A 21899-nucleotide genomic window follows, 5' to 3' on the forward strand; every position below is an offset into this window, starting at 1 on the left:
CCTTTAATTTGTACCTCCAGTGATCAGCGGATAGCGCACTTCTACGCTCGTCCCCTGGCCGTCTGGCAGGTCATTCACTTTAATTCCGATACTGGAAGATATCGATTTATTCATCATACTGATGCGCTCCCTCGTAATTCTGGTACCCCAAGATACATGCCCCGATGGCCGGTCGCGGGTAGTGGCATTGCGCCCTACACCATTGTCGGTCACCATGCAGATGATATTACGCTGCGCCAGTTTAAATACGATCGTTACTTGTCCTTCCTTTTCTTTTAATCCACGAATGCCATGGTGCACGGCATTTTCAACGATCGGTTGCAACACCATGCCCGGCCACATGGCTTCCTCAACGTTAATACCCGCATCTACCGAAATAGAAAAACTAAAACGTTGCTGGAAGCGCATTTGTTCAAGCTCCAGGTAAGTACGCAGGTAACGCACCTCGTCCTGGATGGTGATATTGTGCTGCATACTCATGTCCAGCGTTTGGCGAATGAGGCGTGCAAAGCGGCTCAGGTAGCGGTTTGCGCTCTCCATATCCTGGTCGATAATAAACTCCTGCACGGAATTCAGACAGTTAAAAATAAAGTGCGGGTTCATCTGCGCGCGCAGGGCCTTTTGTTCCAGCTCCTGCAGCTGCCGCGTTACTTCCCTTTCTGCCGTTTCTTTTTTACGGAGGATGCGTAAACGCCAGCTGATAAACAACCATGTTAAACCTATAAGTAGCACGGCGGCGAGCAGCATAAACCAGAGATTCAGCCAGAACGGGCCTTCTACGGCCAGCGGCAGGGTAAGTGTGGCACTTTGCAAGCCGAAACGATTTACGGCGTACAACTCGAGATTGTAACGACCAGGCGGCAGCGAGATCAGGTCCAGCGATGTTTGCCGGATCTGCTTCCAGGAGCTGTCCTGCTCTTTCAGGCGGTAGTAATAAGTGATATCGCCTTCACTTTTGTAAGATAATGCGGCATATTCCAGGTGCACGTTGTTGTTGCGATAGTTCAACATCGGCAGGTTTGCCGGATCTTCCTTTTTACCATTGATGCGCACCATGAGCAAACGCAGGTCGCAGCGGGAATAGGGCGCTCCCATATGCCGGTCGAAGTAAGTGATGCCTTCCTGCGTGCCTGCGTAAATGCGGTCGCCATCCAGCAGGATGCTGTTCACCATATCAGACGCCAGCCCGTCAGCCTGCGTGTAGTGTACAACGTTAGTTCTCCTGCCGCTCAGTACCACATGGTCCAGGCCTTTATCCGTACCGATCCACAGCACCGAATCGTGTGCTTCTATGCAACGTACGTTATTACTGATCAATCCATCTTCTTTCGAGAGGTGCCGCACGATCTTGTTCCCCAGCAGGGCCGTCACACCCTTGTCGGTAGCTACCCATATCCACCCGCTCCCCTCTTTGATGGCGCGTACACTGCCTTTTAACAATTCGCTGGTATCGGAGAAGCGGAACACATCGCCACCTGGTTTAGGCAATAACTCCAGGCCGGTGAGCGCGCCGTAATAGATGCTGTCGTTCCTGTAATAGAGCGCAGACGCTGCGTTGTGGCCTAGCTGTGCGTGTATCTTATTCGGTTTGTCGATCTCCATGAGATGAATACCATCCGGTCCGGCGACAATTACTTCCCGGTCATTTTTAATCGCGAGGCCTTTGATCGGTCCGTAAGATGTTAGGGTATGCGGGGGACGATTACCTTTTTTTACCACGAGCGACTGCCCTAAACTTAACATCAGCAGATCGTTATGCGCGGCCATATGCGTTACCGGGCGACGAACGAATTGATCCTGTTCTACACTAAAGCCATCCTCCGTGGGTTGTAATGTAAAATAGCCAAGATCTGTACCGGAGTGAATTTGTCCGCCGTGTTTCTTCAGGCTGTATACAGACACCTTTTGATTATTCCCGGAAGTTTTGAGCACGTTGCGGAACTGATCGGAACTAATGCGGTATACACCGTCGTTAAGCGTAGCCACCCACACATTCCCTTCCCGGTCGCGCAGTACGTTACTTACATTTTTGTTGGGCAGATACGTGCTTACGACCTTACGCCGGATGATATTGAACACTTCACCGCCCCGGACCGAGTTCATAAGAATGAGCGAATCGTTAAGCCGGCAGGCCGTATTGAGCGCGGGCACATCCATCTCGTAATCGAGCCCGTACTTTGTTGATATAATGCGATAAACGTTAGGTCTGACAATAAAACCGAGCATATCATCCTCCATGATGCACTGCACGCCCGATACCATGGCGGAATGCGGCAGTTCGAATACGTGATGAAACCGGTTGTTTTTATATTCCAGTATGCCCCATCGGTACATGAAGTAATGCCGCCCGGTATGACTGATGCTCATGCTCACCATGCCGGCGCCAGTCATAACGAACCGCGTAGGGTACGATACCTTATCATCCGGCGTGATCTGGAACAGGTTACTTTTATCTATAATACTGATCTGCCGCTGCGCATTTTCAACGATGCCCACGATATAGCCGTTGAGGTACAGCTTATTCAGCATACTATCGTTCCGCTGCGTATGAATGTAGCCGTTTTGGTAATAGCACACGGAATGTTTGTAAGGCGCGAGCCATACCCGTCCTTTCGAATCGCAGAACAGGCGGATGATTTCATTATTGGAGAGGCCATCGGCCGTGGTAAAGTTTTTAAAATGGGTGCCATCGAAGCGGCTGACGCCCGTTTCCGTAGCGAACCACATAAAGCCTTCCTTGTCCTGTACCATGCTGTACACAACCGGGCCGGCAAGGCCATCGCGCTCATTGTAATGCCGATAATTAAACTCCTGACCGGCAGCGGGTTTTACGATCACAACAAGCAAACACAAACAGGATAACAGCAATCTCATTACCATCCAGGTGGATCTGTGGTTAGGTTAGTTTAGGCCGTGAAGATATTAACTGGGTTGTTAAAAAAACGAAAAATTTAGTAGCACGGGTAACAGGCACTTCGTAGCTTCGCTTCCGGTTATGAGAGATTTGCTCCTGTTACTTCCGCTATTGCTCGTTTTCGCACTGGTTGCCGTGCGGGCGGGAAAACTGACGATACCGGCCGCTGTGGCGGCCTGCCTTACCGGTGCACTTGTGTTTATGGGCGCAGGCTGGATAGGGATTGCTTTGCTCGGAGTGTTTTTTGTATTGGGGGTTGGGGCTACGGGACATAAGAAGAAGAAGAAAGCGGAGATGATGATGGGGGCCCGCACCGCCGGACAAGTATTCGCTAATGGCGGATTTGCCGCCATCATGGGCGCCCTTGCCTGGTGGTACGCCCCTACCTGGACGATATTTGATTTGATGCTCGCCGCCAGCCTGGCCGCAGCCACGGCGGACACACTTTCCTCGGAACTGGGCATGGTGTATGGCCGCCGGTTCTTCAACATCCTTAGTTTTAAGAGAGAAATGCCCGGCCCGGACGGCGTCATCAGCCTGGAAGGCACGCTGATCGGCGCAGCCGGGGCAGCCATCATAGCAGGGACGTATAGCCTCGCAGGCACGCCCGATGTGTTCTGGCCTGTATTGCTCGGCGGTGTCGGTGGCAATATCGTAGACTCGCTGCTGGGCGCCAGCCTGGAACGCCGCGGCTGGATCGGGAACAACGTCGTGAACTTTCTTAACACAACTGCGGGCGGCTTGATTGCCTGGGGGCTGTTCACTATATTTATACGATGAAAAAACTGCTGCTCCTCTGCCTGCTGGCCACTCCCCTGCTCTCCTTCGAAGGTAAACCCAAAACGTGGGTCGCCATTGGCGATAGCATTACCTACCTCAATGACCACCTTGACGAGACAGGCAACCGCGTCACCAAAGGTTATCTCACCCTGCTCAGCGAACGTTTTCCCGGACTGCGTTATTTGAACCAGGGGCATAATGGGTGGACCGCCATCCGCATCGCGCAGCAGTTCGATAAGCTGGGCATACAACCCGCCGATGTATACACCGTTTTTCTCGGCACCAACGACTGGTGGTCCGGTCAGCCGATTGGCACCTTTCGCGATTATAAGGACAGCACCGGCAACCATACCGTTTACGGCGCCTTCCGTACGATTATCGGGAAACTGCGGACTATCAGTCCGCAAGCACCTATCATCCTCATGACGCCTATGCAGCGGGTGGATTTCGTGTATATCGCCAATATGAAAAACAACGCATGGGGCTCGTACCGCGATAAAAACGGGCAGCAGCTCGCGCAGGTAGTGGCGGCGATCGACAGTATTGGGGCGTATGAGCATTGCAATGTGGTGGACCTCTACCACCAAAGCGGCCTCGAATTGAAGCAGCTCGTGAAATACAAACGCCTGAAAGACACGACCACCGGCCAGTACAGAAACTATCCTTACCCGAAATTCATCGGCATTCCTTTTCACCCCGAGCGGGACGAATACCCTTATCCCCTTGAAGCGGTGAATGTTACGTATGACGGACTGCATCCATCAGACAAAGGATATCGTATTATTGCGGATGCGCTGGCGAAGGAAATGAAGAAAATATACAAGTAATTCCCGCATATCGGCATCCCCCTCACCCCATGGAAACACCACCCCGTTTGTTTACCTTTGAAGCGGCCAACGCTTTAGAGACGTTTTATGGCCTTTTCGCAACAGCAGCCCCACTATCCCGACCACATGCAGTATCGGGAAAAACAGACGCATATGAAAAGGATTATAGTGAGCATCGTGGTGATACTGGCATGCCTGTGCCGCACTACTGCACAGGAGCAACCGTTACGGGAGCTGCCAGGTAGCAAACACCTGCCTGACAAGGCGGCTGCATTGATCAAACTCGCAGAAGAATACCGCAAGAAGCCCGGAGAGCTGGATAGCGACCTGTCGAAGGCTGCCGACTATGCACGGCAGGCTTTACACCTGGCGGAGCAAACGGACGACGAAACCACTAAAGCCCAGGCACACTCCTCACTCATTCTCACCCTGGGCGAACATAAGCGTTTTAACGAAGCTTACCGGTTACTTCCCTATCTCGACAAACACCCTCGCATCCAGGCCGAAGCAACCTGTGTACTGGGTTGGAATATGGCGTACCTGGAGAATGAGCGTACCGGGGAACTGGACACTGCACGATTGCTGGCACAGCAGACATTGGCCCTCGCCTTTAAGTTGAAGGATGATCACTACGAAGATGAAGCGCAACGCCTGATCGCGCGTAACCTGCTCAAACGAAAAGACCTGGTGGGTGCAAAAGCGCATGTAAAAAACCTGCTCCCCTCCAAACAAGGTGCATTTTTCATAGACATCGCCGAATGTTACGTACCCGAACTTACCAAAGGCAACAACCTCGACAGCGCCCTGGCAAACCTTGAGCGCGCGGTTTACCTGAGTGCCGCTTCGGATAGTTATCGTGACGAACTGCGGGCGATGATCCGTATTACCGATATTTCCTACTTCTATCCGAACGATGCCCGCTTCGACAATGTGCTGGCGAAGATGGAGAACGTCTATAAACGAAAAAAATATCCGCACCTGCACTATGTGTATTCGCGCCTGCGCCAACTCCATAGCGTGAGGGGCAATAAAAATATGCAGTTGTATTATGCAGAGGAGGCTGTGAAGAGCGCACTGAAAAGCAACGAAACTTACCTCACGGGGCAGCTGTTCATAGACCTTGGCACCGCTTACCGGGGCATTGGCGAGCATGAGAAGTCGCTGGAAGCACATCAGAAAGCGCTGCAATACTTTCCTGCCACAGAAGTTACGTACCAGTACATTGTTTACGAAGGCTGGATATTTGCCTTACGTAAACTCAAACGTTACCAGGAAGCCCTCGACATCATTCAACAGGTAGAGCGGAAATCGCCACCTGCGAAACAGCTGGATAAAATCATCCGCGACCGCGTGTACCTGAACGTTTATCGCGACATGGGCGAATACGCCAAAGCGGAGCCTTACGGTAAACGACTGCCTACCCACTATACCACCGACAGCCAGGAACATCTGGTGGCCACTACCAACCTCGCACAACTGTACGTGGAATGGGGCCAGTACGCAAAGGCCAAACCATTACTGGATCATGTATACAGCTTTCCACTGCCGCCAGCGGTAGATGTGCGCGGGCACTTTCATTACCTGATGTTTAAAACAGATTCGGCGCTTGGTCATTACGCATCTGCCATCCAACACCTGGTCATGAACAAAGAGGTAGACGACTCTGTTCTTACCGCCAGTAAAATGCGCCAGGTGCAGGAGTACAAAGTGAAATACGAAACGGAAAAGAAAGACCATGAACTGCTCATGCAGCAACAGGACATCCTGGAACTGCGGCAGCTGGCACTTTTACACCAAAAGAACCTGGACAGTATTAACCTGTGCCTCCTGATAGAAGAAAGCGCGCAAAAACAAACGCAGGCACAGGCTTCGGAAGCAGCGGCTAACCTGCGACTGGCACAGCAAAGCGTAGATTTATTGAAGAAAGATACGGAACTAAAGCAGGCACGCCTGAACCAGGCGAATATCCTCACCAATGCCACCATATCTGCGATTGTATTGTTATTGCTGATACTGGCGTTGATCATCAACTCGTACTTTTCCAAACAACGGAAGAACAGAGAGATCAGCCAGAAAAATGAAAAACTGGAACACCTGGTAAAAGAGAAAGAGTGGCTGCTGCAGGAAGTGCATCACCGGGTAAAAAACAATTTACAAACCGTGGTAAGCCTGCTGGAATCACAGTCGGGCTACCTGAGTAACGAGGCCCTGCGCGCGATTACGGAAAGCCGCAACCGCGTGTATGCCATGTCGCTCATCCACCAGAAATTATATCGTGCTACGCATGTGTCGTCCATCAACATGGCCTCCTATCTGCCGGAACTGATCGAACACCTGCGCAGTAGTTTTACCTCCAACCACATACAGTTCGATGTACAGGTGTCGCCGGTGGAAGTCGACGTGTCGCAGGCAATTCCATTAGGGCTCATCCTGAATGAGACCATTACCAACTCGCTGAAGTATGCCTTCCCGAACAGGAGAAGCAACAACCAGATCAAAGTTTGGCTACAACACCTTAGCAGCGGCGATGTCGAACTCCTGATTGCGGACAACGGCGTGGGCATGCCCTCCGGTGGCGGTAACAAAGGTTTAGGTTTAAAACTGATCACAGGACTGTCCGGCGAAATTGACGGCACGTTAACGATTTCCGGGAACAACGGTATGTGCGTACAGTTGCGGTTTAAACCCACGCTGGCGCTGCAATTGCAGCAACGCAGCGCAATGGCGGAACACGTACTATAACTTCAGCGCTACTTTTTTACCGGTCTTTACAGCCTCGTAGATGGCATCGATAATTTTCAGGTCTTTTAGCCCTTCTTCTCCATCCACCGGCACGATGGGCTGTTTGCCTTCCAGGATAATACCGGCCATTTCCTCCATTTGTATGGTTTGATGCGTGGCATGTGGCTGCGTTAATTCGCCCTTGTGCGTACGTCCTTTGATGGGGCCATAACCTGTGGATGGTTGCATCTCCGCAAAACCTTTATCACCATTCAGGAAGAAGCGATCGAGGTTGTTCATGCTGTACGACGACAGGCAGGAGGCCACTACGCCACTTGGAAAGCCCAGTTGGAACTGGATGGTTTCATCTACCCCTTCTTTAAACTTGACAGGATCCGTCTTCGTTTCCTGCGCGGTTACCCAGGCCGGCTCCTCGCCTACCATGTAACGGGCACCATTGATCGCGTAGATGCCAATATCCATCAACGACCCGCCGCCGGCCAATTGTTTGTTCAGGCGCCACTGCGTAGGATCACCAATGCGGAAGCCGCAGAGTCCCTGGAAGAACAGCACCTTACCGAAGTCACCATTGTTGCGCATGCGGATCACCTCTAACGTCTTAGGCTCGAAGTGCATACGGTAACCAACGAGCAGCTTCACGCCTGCTTTTTTACAGGCAGCGACCATTTCGGCGCCCTCCTTCGCATTCAACGCCATGGGCTTTTCGCAGATCACGTGTTTGCCTGCGGCTGCGGCCTGCAGCACTTGTGAGTGATGCAACGAGTTAGGCGTGGTGATGTACACCGCGTCGATGTCCGGGTTGTTCTTTATAGCAGAGAAGTTGTCGTAGTTGTAGCAATTCCTGGCGGGAATACCGTATTTGCTTTGCCATTCGGTAAGCTTAGCGGGCGTACCGCTGATAGCACCAACGAGTTTGGCTTTCGTGCAGGAACGCATCGCATCCGCCACACGTGTGGCGTAACCGCCCAATCCCATGAGGGCTACCCGCAACACTGGTCCGTCATACGGCTGGCGGGCCATAACCCAGGCTGGCAGGGGCAACAGGATAGCAGAAGCGGTTACTTTTTGCAGAAAATCGCGGCGAGTAGTCATAGTTGTTCTTTTTGCGTGGATAGATGAGGTACTAATACTACAAATTTTCCGCCATAAAAGAAAGAAGGCTGCCCGTGCAGGCAGCCTCCCCTATTCATTAATATCGTCTTACCTTAAAGCTGGCATTAAGCGGCTTCGTGGTCACCGAGTCTGAGGCAGTACCCGTAATCGTGCCTTCTATAAAACCACCCGGGGCGGCATCATAACGGGTTACAGTAATGGCCGGCGAAGCGGTGCTCCAGGTTTTATCCGGCAGCACATAATAGAAACTGCCTCCAAATGTACCTGTAGCGGCTTCCGTCGCATCGAAATAAAATTCCAGCTGGGGAACGGCATTTGCGATGTTGTGCGCAAATACATAAGTCCTGTCCGGATTGGTATATACGCTGATACTATCGTCAGGCAGCGTGAACGAAGTCGTTTGTCCACCAATATTGATGTTGATGAACTGATCCAGCGTTTCGCCGCAGACAATTATTTCTCCTGCGTCCACGTCCTGGCCGGTGACAGCTATATCTTTAGGTTCCGACATCTTTTGCTCGTCGATATCATCGGCGGTGATGGTGGCCATAGCCGCACCATTATTACAACGCGCCACCGCCAGGATGAAGCGGCCTTCATTGATTTTGGCGCGATAAGTAATCGCATCCACTCTCACTAACACGTTACCATTCAGCACCGGCTGACGGGCGCAGTTCAATACCGTACCCTGCACCGTAATCAGCGTAAAGCCGGCCTGCATGGATATTTCTCCCAGGTCTTTGTCAAAAAAGAGTGGGTCGATGGACTGGGTGAATACCAGATCGCCACACTTGTTGTACACGTTCATCGTCAGCTTCTGGTTGGCTGGTACCATGCCTACGAGTATGCCTTCGGCTGTGGTATAACCGCTGCCGGAAATATTGTTATCGCCTACTGCGGTAGTGATTTCCACCCTGGCATTAGCCAGGGGCGCATCCTCCGCAAATAAACGGGCTTTCAGTTTTACGACCTTAAAAGGAGCATCATAGTTCCAGAAAGAGAAGTGTGTAAGCACCCCAATGTATTCGTCGCCAATACGGCTGGCCGTGCCCTCTTCCTTCCACAAACCGGTGGTTTCGTTCAGGCTCCAGAGCGGGATGCTTACCGGCGCTTTATGTTTTAACCCGGTGGGGATGGGCATACGCCAGGTAGCCTTGGCGCCATCTGCCAGTTGCAATTTTTCTCCGTTAGCGGTGTATAATTCCGCCGCCAGCATACCGAAAGACTGTAGACCTACTACGCGGTTATCCAGGCCGATGCCCCTGAGCGTGCCAGGCATTACATCCTGGAAATTCGGTTGTTCGGGATTGATAGGTGCCGCATATACGGTCACCTGACCCTTATAAGGTTGTTTGGTAGTGGCGTTCACGAGCGCGTTAGGTGTAAACGTCAGCGAACCTTCGTTAGCTCCGACGTTGATCACCCCGCCGGCACTGCTTTCGAAGGTGCCGGATACGATCTTTTTTATGAGTTGAAGACTGGTGTTGTTATTATCGCCGGTTTCCAGCATCAGGGTTTTAATACCGGTAAAGTAACCGGCTTTTTCCACCTTGATCATGCCTGCCGTTCTGTCGAGCGACACGTCACTGAAATAGAAGTTACCATCAATGTCTGTTACCTGGCTGGCCGTGCCTGCGCTTACGGCGGCACCGCTTACCGGTACACCATCCACGTCCGTTACACGGCCGCTTACGGATACACGAACAAGATCAACAATATGTTCTCCGGTAGATTCCACGGAAGTTTCTGCTTTGCGGCAGCTGTAGTAGATTACAACCGGCAGTAGGATTAGCAGGGCTAGCATTCTGGACAATCTCATAATATAGGCTTGGCTTGCGCAGCAAAAGTACAATATTATTTGGCTTCTGACGAGTCAAGCAGCACGTCCAGCTGTTTTTGCAGGTTCTCCGGCTGATTAAGTGCGGCCGCATTGCCCAGTAGCACTCGCCCATTGCGGATCAGCAGGTAACGTGGAACAGGCACTTTGGCAGACAGGCCCTCCTGTTCGGGCACCTGCTGACCTTCGGGTACGGGATACCGTTTGGCGAGTGCATCCACCATAGTAGCGGACGCCCAGAAGTGCCGGCCTTCCAGCTTAAAGTGATCGGCCATCTTCCACACACCTAAAGGAGAAGTCTGATCATCAATACACACGAACGCCATTTTGATGCCCTTCGTTTTGAGCACCGACTGCCCCTCTGAAATATAGGCGAGCGCGTTATGACAGGCGGCGTCGTCCGGATTCCAGAAAGTAACGTATACAGTGTCTTTCTTGAACCGGTCCTGCAGATCGGCGATGGAGTACACAGAGTCTACGCCCGCTGGCAAAGCGGGCATCTCGGTTTTGCCGGGCTTGGGCTGTTTGGCCGCCATGGCATTCATGCCCGGCAGCAGCAGCCGGGTGTAGCTGCTTTTCGGATAACGCTCCTGGTAATAATCCCACACTTTTAGCGTGAGTTGTGGCAGTACCTGGCGCTCCGACAAACGAAGCAGCGCCGCAGCCAGTACGTACTCCTGCACCTGTTCGTCTTTAAAGTGCTGCTCCATGGTAACAAATCCTTTCTTCACCGAATGTTCCAGCATGGCATATTCATCCGAAAAACGCAGCGAGTCGCGGCGGACGGTGGTACCCGCGCCGAAGGTTGGGAAGTAATAGGTATTCATCAACCCGCAATAATCGAGGAAATAACGCGACACGCGATTCTTCGCGATGTTCAGGTTACAGAAACCAAGGATTTCCTTCCACTCTTCGCCCACCCGGTATATCTTTTCCTTATCATAGTCGGCGTGTTTGGGATCGAATACCAGCTCTTCAGTCAGCTTCACCTGGATAGCCGTAAGTGCACAGGCGTAATACGAGGTAAACAGGCGGTCCACCGCATCGTAAAATTCGGGGCTGATCTTTTCACTCCGCAGCAGTTTTTTGAATGGCAGCAGGCGTTCGTCACGATCTTCGGTGACTTTCCACTTATAATATTTGAAGTTGCGGTTTTTTGCCAGGTACATGGTAGCTACGTCCCCGGGTGCAGTGCGCAGGAAGCTCTGAAGCAGCTGCTGCCCTTCCACATCTTCGGCGGCCAGCTTAAAGGGCGTGCCCGTATTCAGTTCCAGCCGGTATCGCTTGCCGGGGCGGATATAGAAGTAATACATGCCCCGTGCCGTTTCGACTTCGAAAAAACCCGGAGCAGTCATGCCATCCGTGGATACGATCCATTTACCTTCATCCGGTTTGGCTTCGCGGGTATAATTATTAGGAAAAAAGGTGCCGTCTACCGGCCTTAAAACGATAAGCGGCCGGGTGATGCCGTCCGTCTTTATTTGAATTCCCGCATCCTGTCCAAAAAGGGCGATCGGGAACAACAGGCACAGGTATAACAATCTCATATTTAGTTGGATGCTGCGGATTTTGAGTGCAATTTATAACGTGGAAACGGCATCGGACCGTTGTTTATAATTTATTAACACAAGTTATGAAAAAAAATGGAGCGCGGGCTTACTTCCTTTACTCGAAAAGACGGACTTGGGACGATCGGGCACCGCCATTCAATACATGTTGCCGACGGATAGACTGGAGCGGAAGTTTGCTTCCCTGCGGTCGCAATGACGAGAGGTACATCCACCGTTCCTCATTTTAATTGTCAGATAAACACTTTTTATTTGTATTTTGTCTCTCCCTTAAAACGATAGAACGATTTCCGTTATGAAGAAAAGCTGGATTTACCTGTCATTCCTCCTTGCAGCGAACCTGCCATCACAGGCGCAGCGGAATGCTTACCTGTTCACTTATTTTACAGGCAACGACGAATCGGTGCGGTTTGCGCTGAGCAACGACGGCTATAACTTTAAAGCGCTTAACAACGGGCAGTCGGTACTGGACTCCGACAGCATCAGCGCTACAGGCGGCGTTCGCGACCCGCACATTTTGCGGGGCACGGGCGATAATAAGTTTTACATGGTGGCCACAGATATGCATACTGCTAAGAACGGCTGGGGCCCTAATACAGCGATCGTGTTAATGCGATCGACCGACCTGCTGGACTGGCGTACGCATTCCATCGACATCGCAAAACTGTACCCGCAGTTTGCAGCGGCAGACCGGGTATGGGCGCCGCAAACGATTTATGATGCGGCTAAAAAACAGTACATGGTATACTGGTCGATGCGACTTGGTGCACAGGACAGCGATAAGATCTATTACGCTTATGCAAACAAAGATTTCAGCGCACTGACCACTACTCCCAAAGTATTGTTCACACCACCGGCAGGCACGGTGTGCATTGATGCGGATATTATCCCGAAGGATGGTAAGTTTCACCTGTTTTTCAAACACGCCGGTGGCAGCAAAAATGGCATCAAGAAAGCAATATCCAATAAACTCACCGAAGGTTATGTGTTCCAGGATAAAACACTGGAGCAAACGACGGATGAAGTAGAAGGCTCCGGCATCTTTAAACTGAACAACTCCAACGATTATATCCTGATGTATGATGTGTACCGGAACGGCCGGTACGAATTTGCACGTAGCAGCGACCTGGAACACTTTTCCGCCATCAATGCAGCGGTGACTATGGACTTTAAACCGAGACATGGTACGGTGATGCCTATAACGGACAAAGAGGCCAGCGCACTCGCCGCCAAATGGCTTACACCGCAGCAGGTAATACTTTCTGCAGGCGGAGCAGGTCTGAAGCCGATCAATAGTTACCTGGATTCGGCTGCCAATACGTTACACCTGCAGTTACGTCCAGGTTCGGATGTGAGCAAGTTCAAACCTACGTTCGGCAAGTATCCCGGGGCGAGCATTACATCAGTTGGTGCAGATAAATATACCGTGGCGATCAAAGGTCGTAAGCCGGTCACGTTTATCGTGAAGGCGACTGAAACGCATAACGCTGCACTGGAAGGTTTTTATGCTGATCCGGATGTGCTGTATGCAGAAAAGACCGGTAAGTATTATATCTATCCTACCAGCGATGGTTTTGATAACTGGTCGGGCACGTACTTTAAGGTATTTTCGTCTGACAACCTGGTGAACTGGAAAGACGAGGGCAAGATCCTGCAACTCGGCACCGACGTCACCTGGGCGAACAAGAACGCCTGGGCACCCTGCATCATCGAAAAGAAAGTGAACGGCGCTTACAAATACTACTACTACTTCACCGCCGCCCAAAAGATAGGTGTGGCTGTAGCCGATCATCCCACGGGTCCGTTTAAGGATTCGGGCAAACCATTGATCGACAAACGTCCTGAAGGTATTAAAGGCGGGCAGGAAATTGACCCGGACGTATTTATGGACCCGGCGACCGGCAAGTCTTACCTGTATTGGGGAAACGGCTATATGGCCGTCGCAGAACTGCAGGAAGACATGATCTCTTTAGTTCCCGGATCTACCAAAATAATTACACCTGACAGGACCTTCCGTGAAGGCACCTGCGTGTTTGTCCGTAACGGCAAATATTATTTCACCTGGTCGGAGAATGACACCCGCGACCCGGATTACCGCGTGCGTTATGGTATTGCGGATTCTCCCACCGGTAAGATACAGGTACCGGCCAACAACATGGTACTGAATAAGGATGCGGCAGTGGGGCTTTACGGGACTGGTCACCACAGCATTTTGCAGATACCGGGTAAAGATGAATGGTACATCGTATACCATCGTTTCAACTATCCGAAAGGCATCAACATGGGGCGGGCAGCGGGTTACAACCGCGAGGTGTGTATCGACAAAATGACGTTTGGCAAGGACGGCACCATTATTACGGTTACGCCTACACATAAAGGAATCGATCCCTTATCTAAATAAAATTCCACCTGATATGAAATCTTTTTTCCTGGCACTGACAGGTTTGCTCTTAACGGCCGGCGCCATCGCGCAGCAAAAGAGCGCTTACCTGATGGTGTACTTTAAAGATGATACCCACGGCCTTTACATGGCGCTGAGCAAAGACGGCTACAGTTTTACGGATGTCAACAACGCGAAGCCAATTATTGCCGGTGATACGATTTCCTTCCAGAAAGGCATTCGCGACCCACACCTGTTTCGCGGGCCGGATGGAAGCTTTTATCTAGCCATGACCGACCTGCACATTTTTGCACAACGCTCGGGATACCGCAGCACCGAGTGGGAACGTGAAGGATATGGCTGGGGCAACAATCGCGCATTGGTGCTCATGAAATCGAAAGACCTGATCAACTGGAAACGGACGAACCTGCGGGTTGATCAGTCCTTCCCCGGCCTGGACAGCATCGGCTGCGCCTGGGCGCCTGAAACTACGTACGATCCTGCTAAGAAAAAACTGATGATCTACTTCACCATGCGGTATGGTAACGGCAAGAACGCCTTGTACTATAGCTACGTGGATAATGACTTTACAAAACTGGAAACGTTTCCGCAGCCGTTGTTCCACTACCCCACTCCGGGTAAATCGGCCATTGATGCTGATATTACCTATGCGAACGGCAAGTACCATATGTTTTATGTGGCACAGGATAATGGCAATGGCATTAAACAGGCAGTATCTGACTCGATCAACACCGGTTATATGTATGATCCGAAATGGTATGATCCCGAGCCGAAAGCCTGTGAAGCGCCGAATGTATGGCAGCGCATCGGCACCAAAAAGTATGTGCTGATGTACGACATCTTTGGTATTAAGCCGCACAATTTCGGGTTTAGTGAAACAGAGGATTTCGTAAACTTTACCGACCTGGGGCACTTTAACGAAGGGGTGATGAAAGCCACCAACTTCAGCTCTCCAAAACATGGCGCAGTAGTGCATCTCACGAAAAAAGAGGCACAGCGGCTAGCTAAACACTGGGGTTTAAATATGACATTCTAAGCGCATCAACATGAAGAAATTATTTATACTGATAGGTCTGGCCGTGAGCAGTAATGTTTTCGCCGGCGCCCATAACGAACCGGATTCCGTTTACCTTTTTTCGTATGCTACTACGAAAAACAGCAACCATAATGGCTTACATTTCGCCTGGAGCCGCGATGGTAAACAATGGCAACCCATCGGCAACGAATATCCTTTTGTAAAAAGCGATTACGGCCGCTGGGGCTCTCAAAAACGGATGCTCGACCCGTATGTAGTGCAGTCACCCGACGGGCAGTGGCATGCGGTATGGGCCTTAAACGAGAAAGAACGCCTGTTTGCAGCAGTATCCTCCCCCGACCTGGTATATTGGGGCAGGCAGACGTATCACCTTACAGAACATGGTGAAAACGTACAGAAGCCGGTGCTGGGCTATAACAATGGATTTAGCGTATACTATGCGAGTAACGGTAAATACTACCGTACCGACAGCCGCGATCTGAAGACCTACAGCGCAGTGAAAGAAGTATCAGCAAATGAATACCAATCGCGCAACGTAAGCATTGACTTGCCAGGCGGCAAAGCCACCGGGCAGCAACACAAAGTAGCCTGGAGCGTGGTGGCCAATATGCTGCAAGCCTACGACCTGCGTCAGTTCAAAGACCAGCGTTATGCAGAAAACACCCGCCAGGACGCGCATCGTTTTGCCGATCTGAAGCCGGTGAAAGCGAGCATCGTGGTACAAGCCGAAGCCGCCCGTCCCATCAGCGACCTGCTGTTCGGCGTATTTTTCGAAGACCTGAATTACGCTGCAGACGGCGGCCTGTACGCAGAACTCATTCAAAACCGTGATTTCGAATACGCACTGTCCGATAAAGAAAACCGCGATCCTCACTGGAACAGCAAACATTCCTGGTCAGTACAAGGCACTGGCAGCACCTTCAATATCGACAGCGCACAACCGATTCACCCCAACAATCCACATTACGCCGTGCTGGAAACATCCGCTACGGGTGCATCGCTCGTGAACAGCGGCTTTGACGGTATCGTTGTGCGTAAAGGTGAGAAGTATGTGCTCTCCGCCTTCCTGAAAGGTGCGGGTAAAGTGAAAGTGAACCTGGTAAATGCACAGAGGCAAATACTCGCAAGCGCTGTGTTAGCAGGCGGCGGCAGCTGGAAACAGTCGAAAGCGGTACTGACGGCCAGCGCTGATGCGACCGATGCGAAGCTGGAACTGCAACCATTGCAGACAGGCCGCCTTCAGCTGGATATGATCTCGCTGTTCCCACAAGCCACATTTAAAGGCCATACGAACGGTTTACGGGCCGATCTGGCACAAACTATTGCAGACATGCACCCGCGGTTCGTAAGGTTCCCAGGGGGCTGTGTGGCGCATGGCGACGGGCTGCACAACATCTACCAATGGAAAAATACCGTGGGTCCGCTGGAAGCACGCAAGCCACAGCGTAACCTGTGGGGCTATCACCAGTCGGCCGGACTCGGTTACTACGAATACTTCCGTTACTGTGAAGATATGGGAGCCGAACCTTTACCGGTTATTGCAGCCGGCGTGCCCTGCCAGAACTCCGGCGAAGTAGCCGGTTTAGGTGGCGGTCAGCAGGGCGGCGTGCCTTTCGAACATATGGACGAGTACATACAGGACATTCTCGATCTCGTGGAATATGCAAACGGAACGGCTACAAGCAAGTGGGGCAAGGTGCGTGCAGCTGCCGGTCACCCAAAACCGTTTAACCTGAAATATGTAGGCATCGGTAACGAAGACCTCATCTCCGACGTGTTTGCAGAACGTTATAAAATGATACTGGCGGCGATGAAAAAACATCATCCCGAAATCGTAGTGATCGGCACCGTTGGGCCCTTCTCCGAAGGAACCGATTATGTGGAAGGCTGGAAACTGGCAGACAGCCTGGCGGTACCGATGGTAGACGAGCATTACTATCAGCCCCCGGGATGGTTTATACACAACCAGGATTACTATGACCGTTACGATCGTTCCAAATCGAAAGTATACCTGGGCGAGTACGCCGCGCATTTGCCCGGCAGGCCTAACAACATAGAAACGGCGCTTGCCGAGGCCTTGTACCTAACGACACTGGAGCGCAACGGCGACGTGGTGCACATGTCATCGTACGCACCACTGCTGGCCAAGGAAGGGCATACCCAATGGAACCCGGATCTCATCTACTTTAACAACAGTACCGTGAAGCCAACCGTAGGCTATCATGTGCAGTCGTTGTACGGCCGTAATGCCGGTAACGAATACCTGCCCGGCGTAATGACGCTCGACAACCAACAAGACGCAGTGAAGAAACGTGTAGCCTATTCCGTAGTGCGCGATCAAAAAACGAAAGACGTGATCGTGAAGCTCGTAAACCTGCTGCCCGTTCCGGTCAGCACCAACGTAAACCTGAACAGCATTTCGCCGGCTGGCAGCGCAGTGAAAACCGTACTGCAGGGCCGCCCGGACGATAAGACGGCAGCACCGGTGACGAGCAATATCAATGTTCAAAATGAGTTCAGCAATGAACTGCCACCCTATTCGTTTACCGTGATACGCATCAAAACAAAATAACGTGAGTATGATCAAACATCTGCTGGCCGCGGGTTTGCTGAGCTTCAGCCTGCAAGCCGCCGCCCAAAAGCCTTTCCACCAATGGGCCGCAACGCCACCAATGGGCTGGAACAGCTGGGATTGTTTCGGGCCTACCGTAACGGAAGCCGAAGTGAAAGCGAACGCCGACTACATGGCCAAACATCTGAAATCATCCGGCTGGGACTACGTGGTAGTCGACATCCGCTGGTATGTATCCAACGACAAAGCGCATGGTTACAACGAAACCGATGCGCAATACAACATCGATGAATATGGCCGCTTTACGCCTGCCGTTAACCGCTTCCCCTCTGCGGCCGGCGGTAAAGGTTTTAAGCCTTTGGCAGATTACCTGCACAGCAAAGGCCTGAAGTTCGGCATACACATCATGCGCGGTATTCCCGTAGAAGCAGTGAAACGTAAGCTGCCTGTGAAAGGTACCAACGTAACGGCGGCTGATATTTACAGTCCTGAGGACCAATGCCGCTGGCTACGCGACATGTACACCATCGTTCCGGGTAAGACCGGTTCGCAGGAATACTACAATTCCATCTTCGAGATGTATGCCTCGTGGGGACTGGATTTCGTGAAGATCGACGACCTGTCGTCACCTATCTACTTTACCGAAGAAATAGAAATGATCCGTAAGGCGATTGACCGTACGGGCCGTAAGATCGTGCTGAGCACCTCCCCAGGCGAAACACCCCTGGACCATGCCGCACACGTACAACAACATGCGAACATGTGGCGTACCGTGGGCGACTTCTGGGATAGCTGGGAGCAGCTGAAAGAACACTTCGATGTGTTCGATCGCTGGAATAAATGGCGTACCACCGGCGCCTGGCCCGATGGCGACATGCTGCCCATGGGCCGTATCGGCATTCGTGCGGAGCGTGGCAATCCCAGGATGACTGCTTTTACGAAGGACGAGCAGTATACCATGATGAGCCTCTGGGCCATCTTCCGTTCGCCGATGATGTTTGGCGGTAACCTGCCGGATAATGATGCCTTTACGTTATCGCTGCTCACCAACAAAGGCATGCTGGAGGTATTGAAGCAAAGCCGTAATAACCGGCCGCTCTTCAACAACCCGCAAACCGCCGCCTGGACGGCCGACGGCCCTGGCAACAGTAAATACCTCGCTGTTTTCAACAAAGCCGACCAGGTATTGATCGAAGAGGATCGCGCTGTCTGGAAAAGCCAGCTGATCGACCGTAAAAATCAGTCACAACAGGCAGAAGCGAATATCAGCGGAGCGAAAAAACTGTACCTCGCTGTAACGAAGGGCGGTGACCAGATCGACTGGGACCATGCCGACTGGATACGCCCAACGATCTACAACGGTAAAGACTCGATCCTGCTCACGAAGTGGGTAAAAGCCAGCTCCGGTTGGGGGCGTGTGAGCCTGAATAAAGGCGTATCGGGTAGTCCGCTCGTAGTGAACGGGCAGCGTTACGAGCAAGGTATTGGCGTGCATGCCAACTCCGTAGTGGAGTTCGATATCCCTGAAGGCTACACGACCTTTAAGGCCCTTACCGGCCTTGATAATGCGGCCGCCATGCAAAATACCGGCGGCACCGTGCAGTTCTTCGTGTTTACCGAAAACCCTGCCGGTCCGGCGCCTGCGGAAACGACCAACGTACCTGTAAACCTGGGCGACATCGGCATCCGGGGCAAATACCAGGTGACCGATCTCTGGACGGGCAAAAAAACCGTTCAGACCGGCGGACAGTTCTCGCCCTTGATACCAAGGCATGGTGCGGGATTGTACAAGATTGAAGCGATTAAATAAAGATTTTTTCGGGCGGCGGATTCGTCGCCCGATTTTTTTATGAGTAGCCGAAGCTAATGCGGCTTCGTCCAACTGTCCGTTACACCTAACGTCTTGAGGAACGCCATCGGTCTTAACAACGCCGCCATTCGTAGGCCGATAATAGTAAAGGTATATCCATCGTACATGCTCCCTATACTCCCCGTCACGCCCATGGCGGGTTTTAGCGAATGAGCATATCCACTGGATATAGGATCGACATAGGAACAGCCTATTTGCCCATTATTTTTTCCACTATATGGTCCCCCCGAGCACATTTCGTCGTTTTAGACAGTGAGTAACCCTAACCATATCGCTATGTGTAACCTACTCAGATATACGAACCTACTACTGTTGTGGCTAGCATTGTCTGCTTGTGACGATGAGGTAGTGTTGCCGGAAGGCGGCGAGGGGCCCGATTTTGTGGAGGTAATCCGGCTAAGGGATTACATTCATAACCTGCGGGAATATGCGCCCATGCGGAACCAGATTGGCGGGACGCCACCACCGTCTCCGCCACTGAATCCGATACCGCTGCTGGACAGCCTGGTAGATGCGGCGCTGTTCGCAGATACGATACAGTTCCGGGGGATGGATACTGCTTACTTTTTGCCGCCGGAGCTGAAAGTGCAGCCGAAAGTGGAGGGATCAACGAGTTATCTTGACGTGACGATCCTATGCGATACGGTGACCAACCAGATACGGGGCGCCATTGTGAATATGGGCAAACGCGAATGTTACACGCATTACTTTGATACGGACCTTATCCCCGGGCGGCGGGGAAGCTTCCGGTTTTATATGCAGGAGACGTGGGATTACTCCACCCGTAAATTCAATGATAACGCAGTCGTGTGGGGCCACGTTGGCCAGAATACGATCACTTGTTATGCGATGATCTATACAAATATCTTCTTTTAGACCGATAACATTTGTTTATGAAAAAGGAAGGCCGGTATTGACCGGCCTTCAATTTTTTATTTGTTAATGCACGGGAGTGTTACCAACTCCGGTACTTCCCTCAATCACGCGCTGCAAATCGGGCCGTTCTTTCTTTTCGCGGCTGAATATCTGTTTAATGATCACGATGCTCAGCAACATACAAACCGCTCCTATCACAAAGTGGATGCCCGGGAAGTGGAAGGGGGCTTTTGCAGAAGTAAAATAGCTGAAAGTGCCGTTCATTAACAAAGGACCAAAGATCGTAGAGAGGCTCATCAGGCTGGTAAGGGAACCTTGCAGCTCGCCCTGCTGGTTGGCCGGTACATGACCTGCGATGACCGCCTGTAAGGACGGGCCGCAAATACCACCCAGGCAGTACGGCACCAGGAAGGCGAACATCATCCACCCTTCCGTGGCGACGGCAAACAGTAGCATACCAAGTGCATAAAGGCCCAACCCCAGGTAAATGCTCTTCTCATTACCTATTTTAGGGTTCACCACGCGAGTGAGTCCTCCCTGCACCGCGCCGACCAACACACCTACCACTGCAAGCGAAATCCCCACCATTGAATCGCTCCACTGGAAGCGGTAAATCGTAAAGAAGTTCCAGTTGCCCTGCACGGCCTGTCCGCCTAAGTAAATCAGGAAAAATGCGAAAGCAAGCCCGCCGATTTCGGGGTGTTTGGCCAGGAAGTTCAGCGAACCGATGGGATTGGCCCTTGACCACTCGAATGAACGACGTTTATCCTTCGGCAGCGATTCGGGCAGCAGGAAGTAACCGTACAGGCAGTTGAGCAGGCAAAGTGCCGCAGCCGCATAAAACGGTGCGCGAATGCCCCATACGGCGAGACCGGCACCCAGTGCGGGGCCGAGTGTGAAGCCGAGTCCGAAGGCGGCGCCTACCAACCCGAAGTTCTTGGCGCGGCTTACTTCGTCGGTGCTGATATCCGCGATATACGCAGAGGCCGTCGTGAAACTCGCCCCGGTAATACCAGCGATTACCCGGCCAAGGAATAGCCAGTTATAACTGGGGGCGAGAGCAAGAATCAGGTAATCGAGCCCGAAACCGAGCAGCGACAGCAGTAATACAGGGCGGCGGCCATAGCGGTCGCTCAGGTTACCGATGATCGGGGCGCATGCGAATTGCATCACGGCAAATACAGAGATGAGGTAAGCGCCATACTCAGCGGCCTCATTCACGGCTATCCCTTTCAGTTCGGCGATAAGCGTGGCCATTACGGGGATGATGAGTCCCCAACCCATCATGTCGATCAGCAGGGTGACGAAAACAAATCCTAAAGCAGCTTTCCGGTTCGATTTTAATAACATATGGCGTGTTTTT

Annotated in this window: 13 protein-coding genes; 8 read left to right on the top strand and 5 right to left on the bottom strand. The window is 51.9% G+C overall.

Annotation, left to right across the window (positions count from 1 at the left end; translation table 11 throughout):
• Positions 1 to 3: 3 nt before the first annotated feature.
• Positions 4 to 2838, bottom strand: coding sequence for a sensor histidine kinase (locus MKQ68_RS11970; RefSeq protein ID WP_264283642.1), 2835 nt, complete (start codon positions 2836 to 2838; stop codon positions 4 to 6).
• A gap of 157 nt (positions 2839 to 2995) precedes the next feature.
• Here MKQ68_RS11970 and MKQ68_RS11975 point away from each other — a divergent pair, with 157 nt between their 5' ends.
• The 3 genes from MKQ68_RS11975 to MKQ68_RS11985 all read left to right on the top strand — a co-directional run bounded on the left by MKQ68_RS11975 (position 2996) and on the right by MKQ68_RS11985 (position 7263).
• Positions 2996 to 3694: a DUF92 domain-containing protein gene (locus tag MKQ68_RS11975; RefSeq protein ID WP_264283495.1), complete on the top strand. Its 699-nt coding sequence runs from the start codon at positions 2996 to 2998 to the stop codon at positions 3692 to 3694.
• On the top strand, positions 3691 to 4521 hold the full coding sequence (locus MKQ68_RS11980) for an SGNH/GDSL hydrolase family protein (protein ID WP_264283496.1): 831 nt from the start codon (positions 3691 to 3693) through the stop codon (positions 4519 to 4521). The genes MKQ68_RS11975 and MKQ68_RS11980 overlap by 4 nt, the downstream gene beginning before the upstream one ends.
• Positions 4522 to 4674: 153 nt before the next feature.
• Positions 4675 to 7263, top strand: coding sequence for a tetratricopeptide repeat-containing sensor histidine kinase (locus MKQ68_RS11985; RefSeq protein ID WP_264283497.1), 2589 nt, complete (start codon positions 4675 to 4677; stop codon positions 7261 to 7263).
• On the opposite strand, the gene MKQ68_RS11990 is transcribed toward MKQ68_RS11985, so the two are convergent.
• From MKQ68_RS11990 to MKQ68_RS12000, 3 genes are all read right to left on the bottom strand, one after another.
• A complete protein-coding gene (locus tag MKQ68_RS11990) occupies positions 7258 to 8355 on the bottom strand; it encodes a Gfo/Idh/MocA family protein (RefSeq protein ID WP_264283498.1) in 1098 nt (365 codons plus the stop codon). The two genes, MKQ68_RS11985 and MKQ68_RS11990, sit on opposite strands and share 6 nt — an antisense overlap.
• Before the next feature lie 97 nt (positions 8356 to 8452).
• A complete protein-coding gene (locus tag MKQ68_RS11995; protein WP_264283499.1) occupies positions 8453 to 10195 on the bottom strand; it encodes a carboxypeptidase-like regulatory domain-containing protein in 1743 nt (580 codons plus the stop codon).
• Between the two features lie 35 nt (positions 10196 to 10230).
• Positions 10231 to 11760 carry a hypothetical protein gene (locus MKQ68_RS12000; protein WP_264283500.1) on the bottom strand — a complete coding sequence of 510 codons (1530 nt, stop codon included), beginning with the start codon at positions 11758 to 11760 and terminating at the stop codon, positions 10231 to 10233.
• A gap of 316 nt (positions 11761 to 12076) precedes the next feature.
• Between MKQ68_RS12000 and MKQ68_RS12005 the strand changes: the two genes are divergently transcribed.
• The 5 genes from MKQ68_RS12005 to MKQ68_RS12025 all read left to right on the top strand — a co-directional run bounded on the left by MKQ68_RS12005 (position 12077) and on the right by MKQ68_RS12025 (position 20536).
• Positions 12077 to 14182, top strand: a complete 2106-nt coding sequence (locus MKQ68_RS12005; protein ID WP_264283501.1) for a glycoside hydrolase family 43 protein — start codon at positions 12077 to 12079, stop codon at positions 14180 to 14182.
• Between the two features lie 13 nt (positions 14183 to 14195).
• Entirely contained in the window at positions 14196 to 15218 is a 1023-nt protein-coding gene (locus tag MKQ68_RS12010; RefSeq protein ID WP_264283502.1) for a glycoside hydrolase family 43 protein, read from the top strand.
• Positions 15219 to 15228: 10 nt separating this feature from the next.
• Positions 15229 to 17790 (top strand): alpha-L-arabinofuranosidase C-terminal domain-containing protein, encoded by a 2562-nt coding sequence (locus MKQ68_RS12015; RefSeq protein WP_264283503.1) that lies wholly within the window; start codon positions 15229 to 15231, stop codon positions 17788 to 17790.
• 7 nt (positions 17791 to 17797) lie between these two features.
• Positions 17798 to 19600, top strand: a complete 1803-nt coding sequence (locus MKQ68_RS12020; protein WP_264283504.1) for an NPCBM/NEW2 domain-containing protein — start codon at positions 17798 to 17800, stop codon at positions 19598 to 19600.
• Between the two features lie 336 nt (positions 19601 to 19936).
• Positions 19937 to 20536 carry a hypothetical protein gene (locus MKQ68_RS12025; protein WP_264283505.1) on the top strand — a complete coding sequence of 200 codons (600 nt, stop codon included), beginning with the start codon at positions 19937 to 19939 and terminating at the stop codon, positions 20534 to 20536.
• Positions 20537 to 20599: 63 nt separating this feature from the next.
• On the opposite strand, the gene MKQ68_RS12030 is transcribed toward MKQ68_RS12025, so the two are convergent.
• Positions 20600 to 21886, bottom strand: coding sequence for a TCR/Tet family MFS transporter (locus MKQ68_RS12030; protein ID WP_264283506.1), 1287 nt, complete (start codon positions 21884 to 21886; stop codon positions 20600 to 20602).
• Positions 21887 to 21899: the final 13 nt, after the last annotated feature.

This window comes from Chitinophaga horti, assembly GCF_022867795.2.
In the GTDB taxonomy this organism is placed as follows: Bacteria; Bacteroidota; Bacteroidia; order Chitinophagales; family Chitinophagaceae; genus Chitinophaga; species Chitinophaga horti.

What these genes read in the sequence shown, in the direction of transcription:
- MKQ68_RS11975 (WP_264283495.1), top strand. Translation starts at nt 2,996, where the DNA reads ATGAGAGATTTGCTCCTGTTACTTCCGCTATTGCTCGTTTTCGCACTG.
- MKQ68_RS11980 (WP_264283496.1), top strand. Translation starts at nt 3,691, where the DNA reads ATGAAAAAACTGCTGCTCCTCTGCCTGCTGGCCACTCCCCTGCTCTCC.
- MKQ68_RS11985 (WP_264283497.1), top strand. Translation starts at nt 4,675, where the DNA reads ATGAAAAGGATTATAGTGAGCATCGTGGTGATACTGGCATGCCTGTGC.
- MKQ68_RS11990 (WP_264283498.1), bottom strand. Translation starts at nt 8,355, where the DNA reads ATGACTACTCGCCGCGATTTTCTGCAAAAAGTAACCGCTTCTGCTATC.
- MKQ68_RS11995 (WP_264283499.1), bottom strand. Translation starts at nt 10,195, where the DNA reads ATGAGATTGTCCAGAATGCTAGCCCTGCTAATCCTACTGCCGGTTGTA.
- MKQ68_RS12000 (WP_264283500.1), bottom strand. Translation starts at nt 11,760, where the DNA reads ATGAGATTGTTATACCTGTGCCTGTTGTTCCCGATCGCCCTTTTTGGA.
- MKQ68_RS12005 (WP_264283501.1), top strand. Translation starts at nt 12,077, where the DNA reads ATGAAGAAAAGCTGGATTTACCTGTCATTCCTCCTTGCAGCGAACCTG.
- MKQ68_RS12010 (WP_264283502.1), top strand. Translation starts at nt 14,196, where the DNA reads ATGAAATCTTTTTTCCTGGCACTGACAGGTTTGCTCTTAACGGCCGGC.
- MKQ68_RS12015 (WP_264283503.1), top strand. Translation starts at nt 15,229, where the DNA reads ATGAAGAAATTATTTATACTGATAGGTCTGGCCGTGAGCAGTAATGTT.
- MKQ68_RS12020 (WP_264283504.1), top strand. Translation starts at nt 17,798, where the DNA reads ATGATCAAACATCTGCTGGCCGCGGGTTTGCTGAGCTTCAGCCTGCAA.
- MKQ68_RS12025 (WP_264283505.1), top strand. Translation starts at nt 19,937, where the DNA reads ATGTGTAACCTACTCAGATATACGAACCTACTACTGTTGTGGCTAGCA.
- MKQ68_RS12030 (WP_264283506.1), bottom strand. Translation starts at nt 21,886, where the DNA reads ATGTTATTAAAATCGAACCGGAAAGCTGCTTTAGGATTTGTTTTCGTC.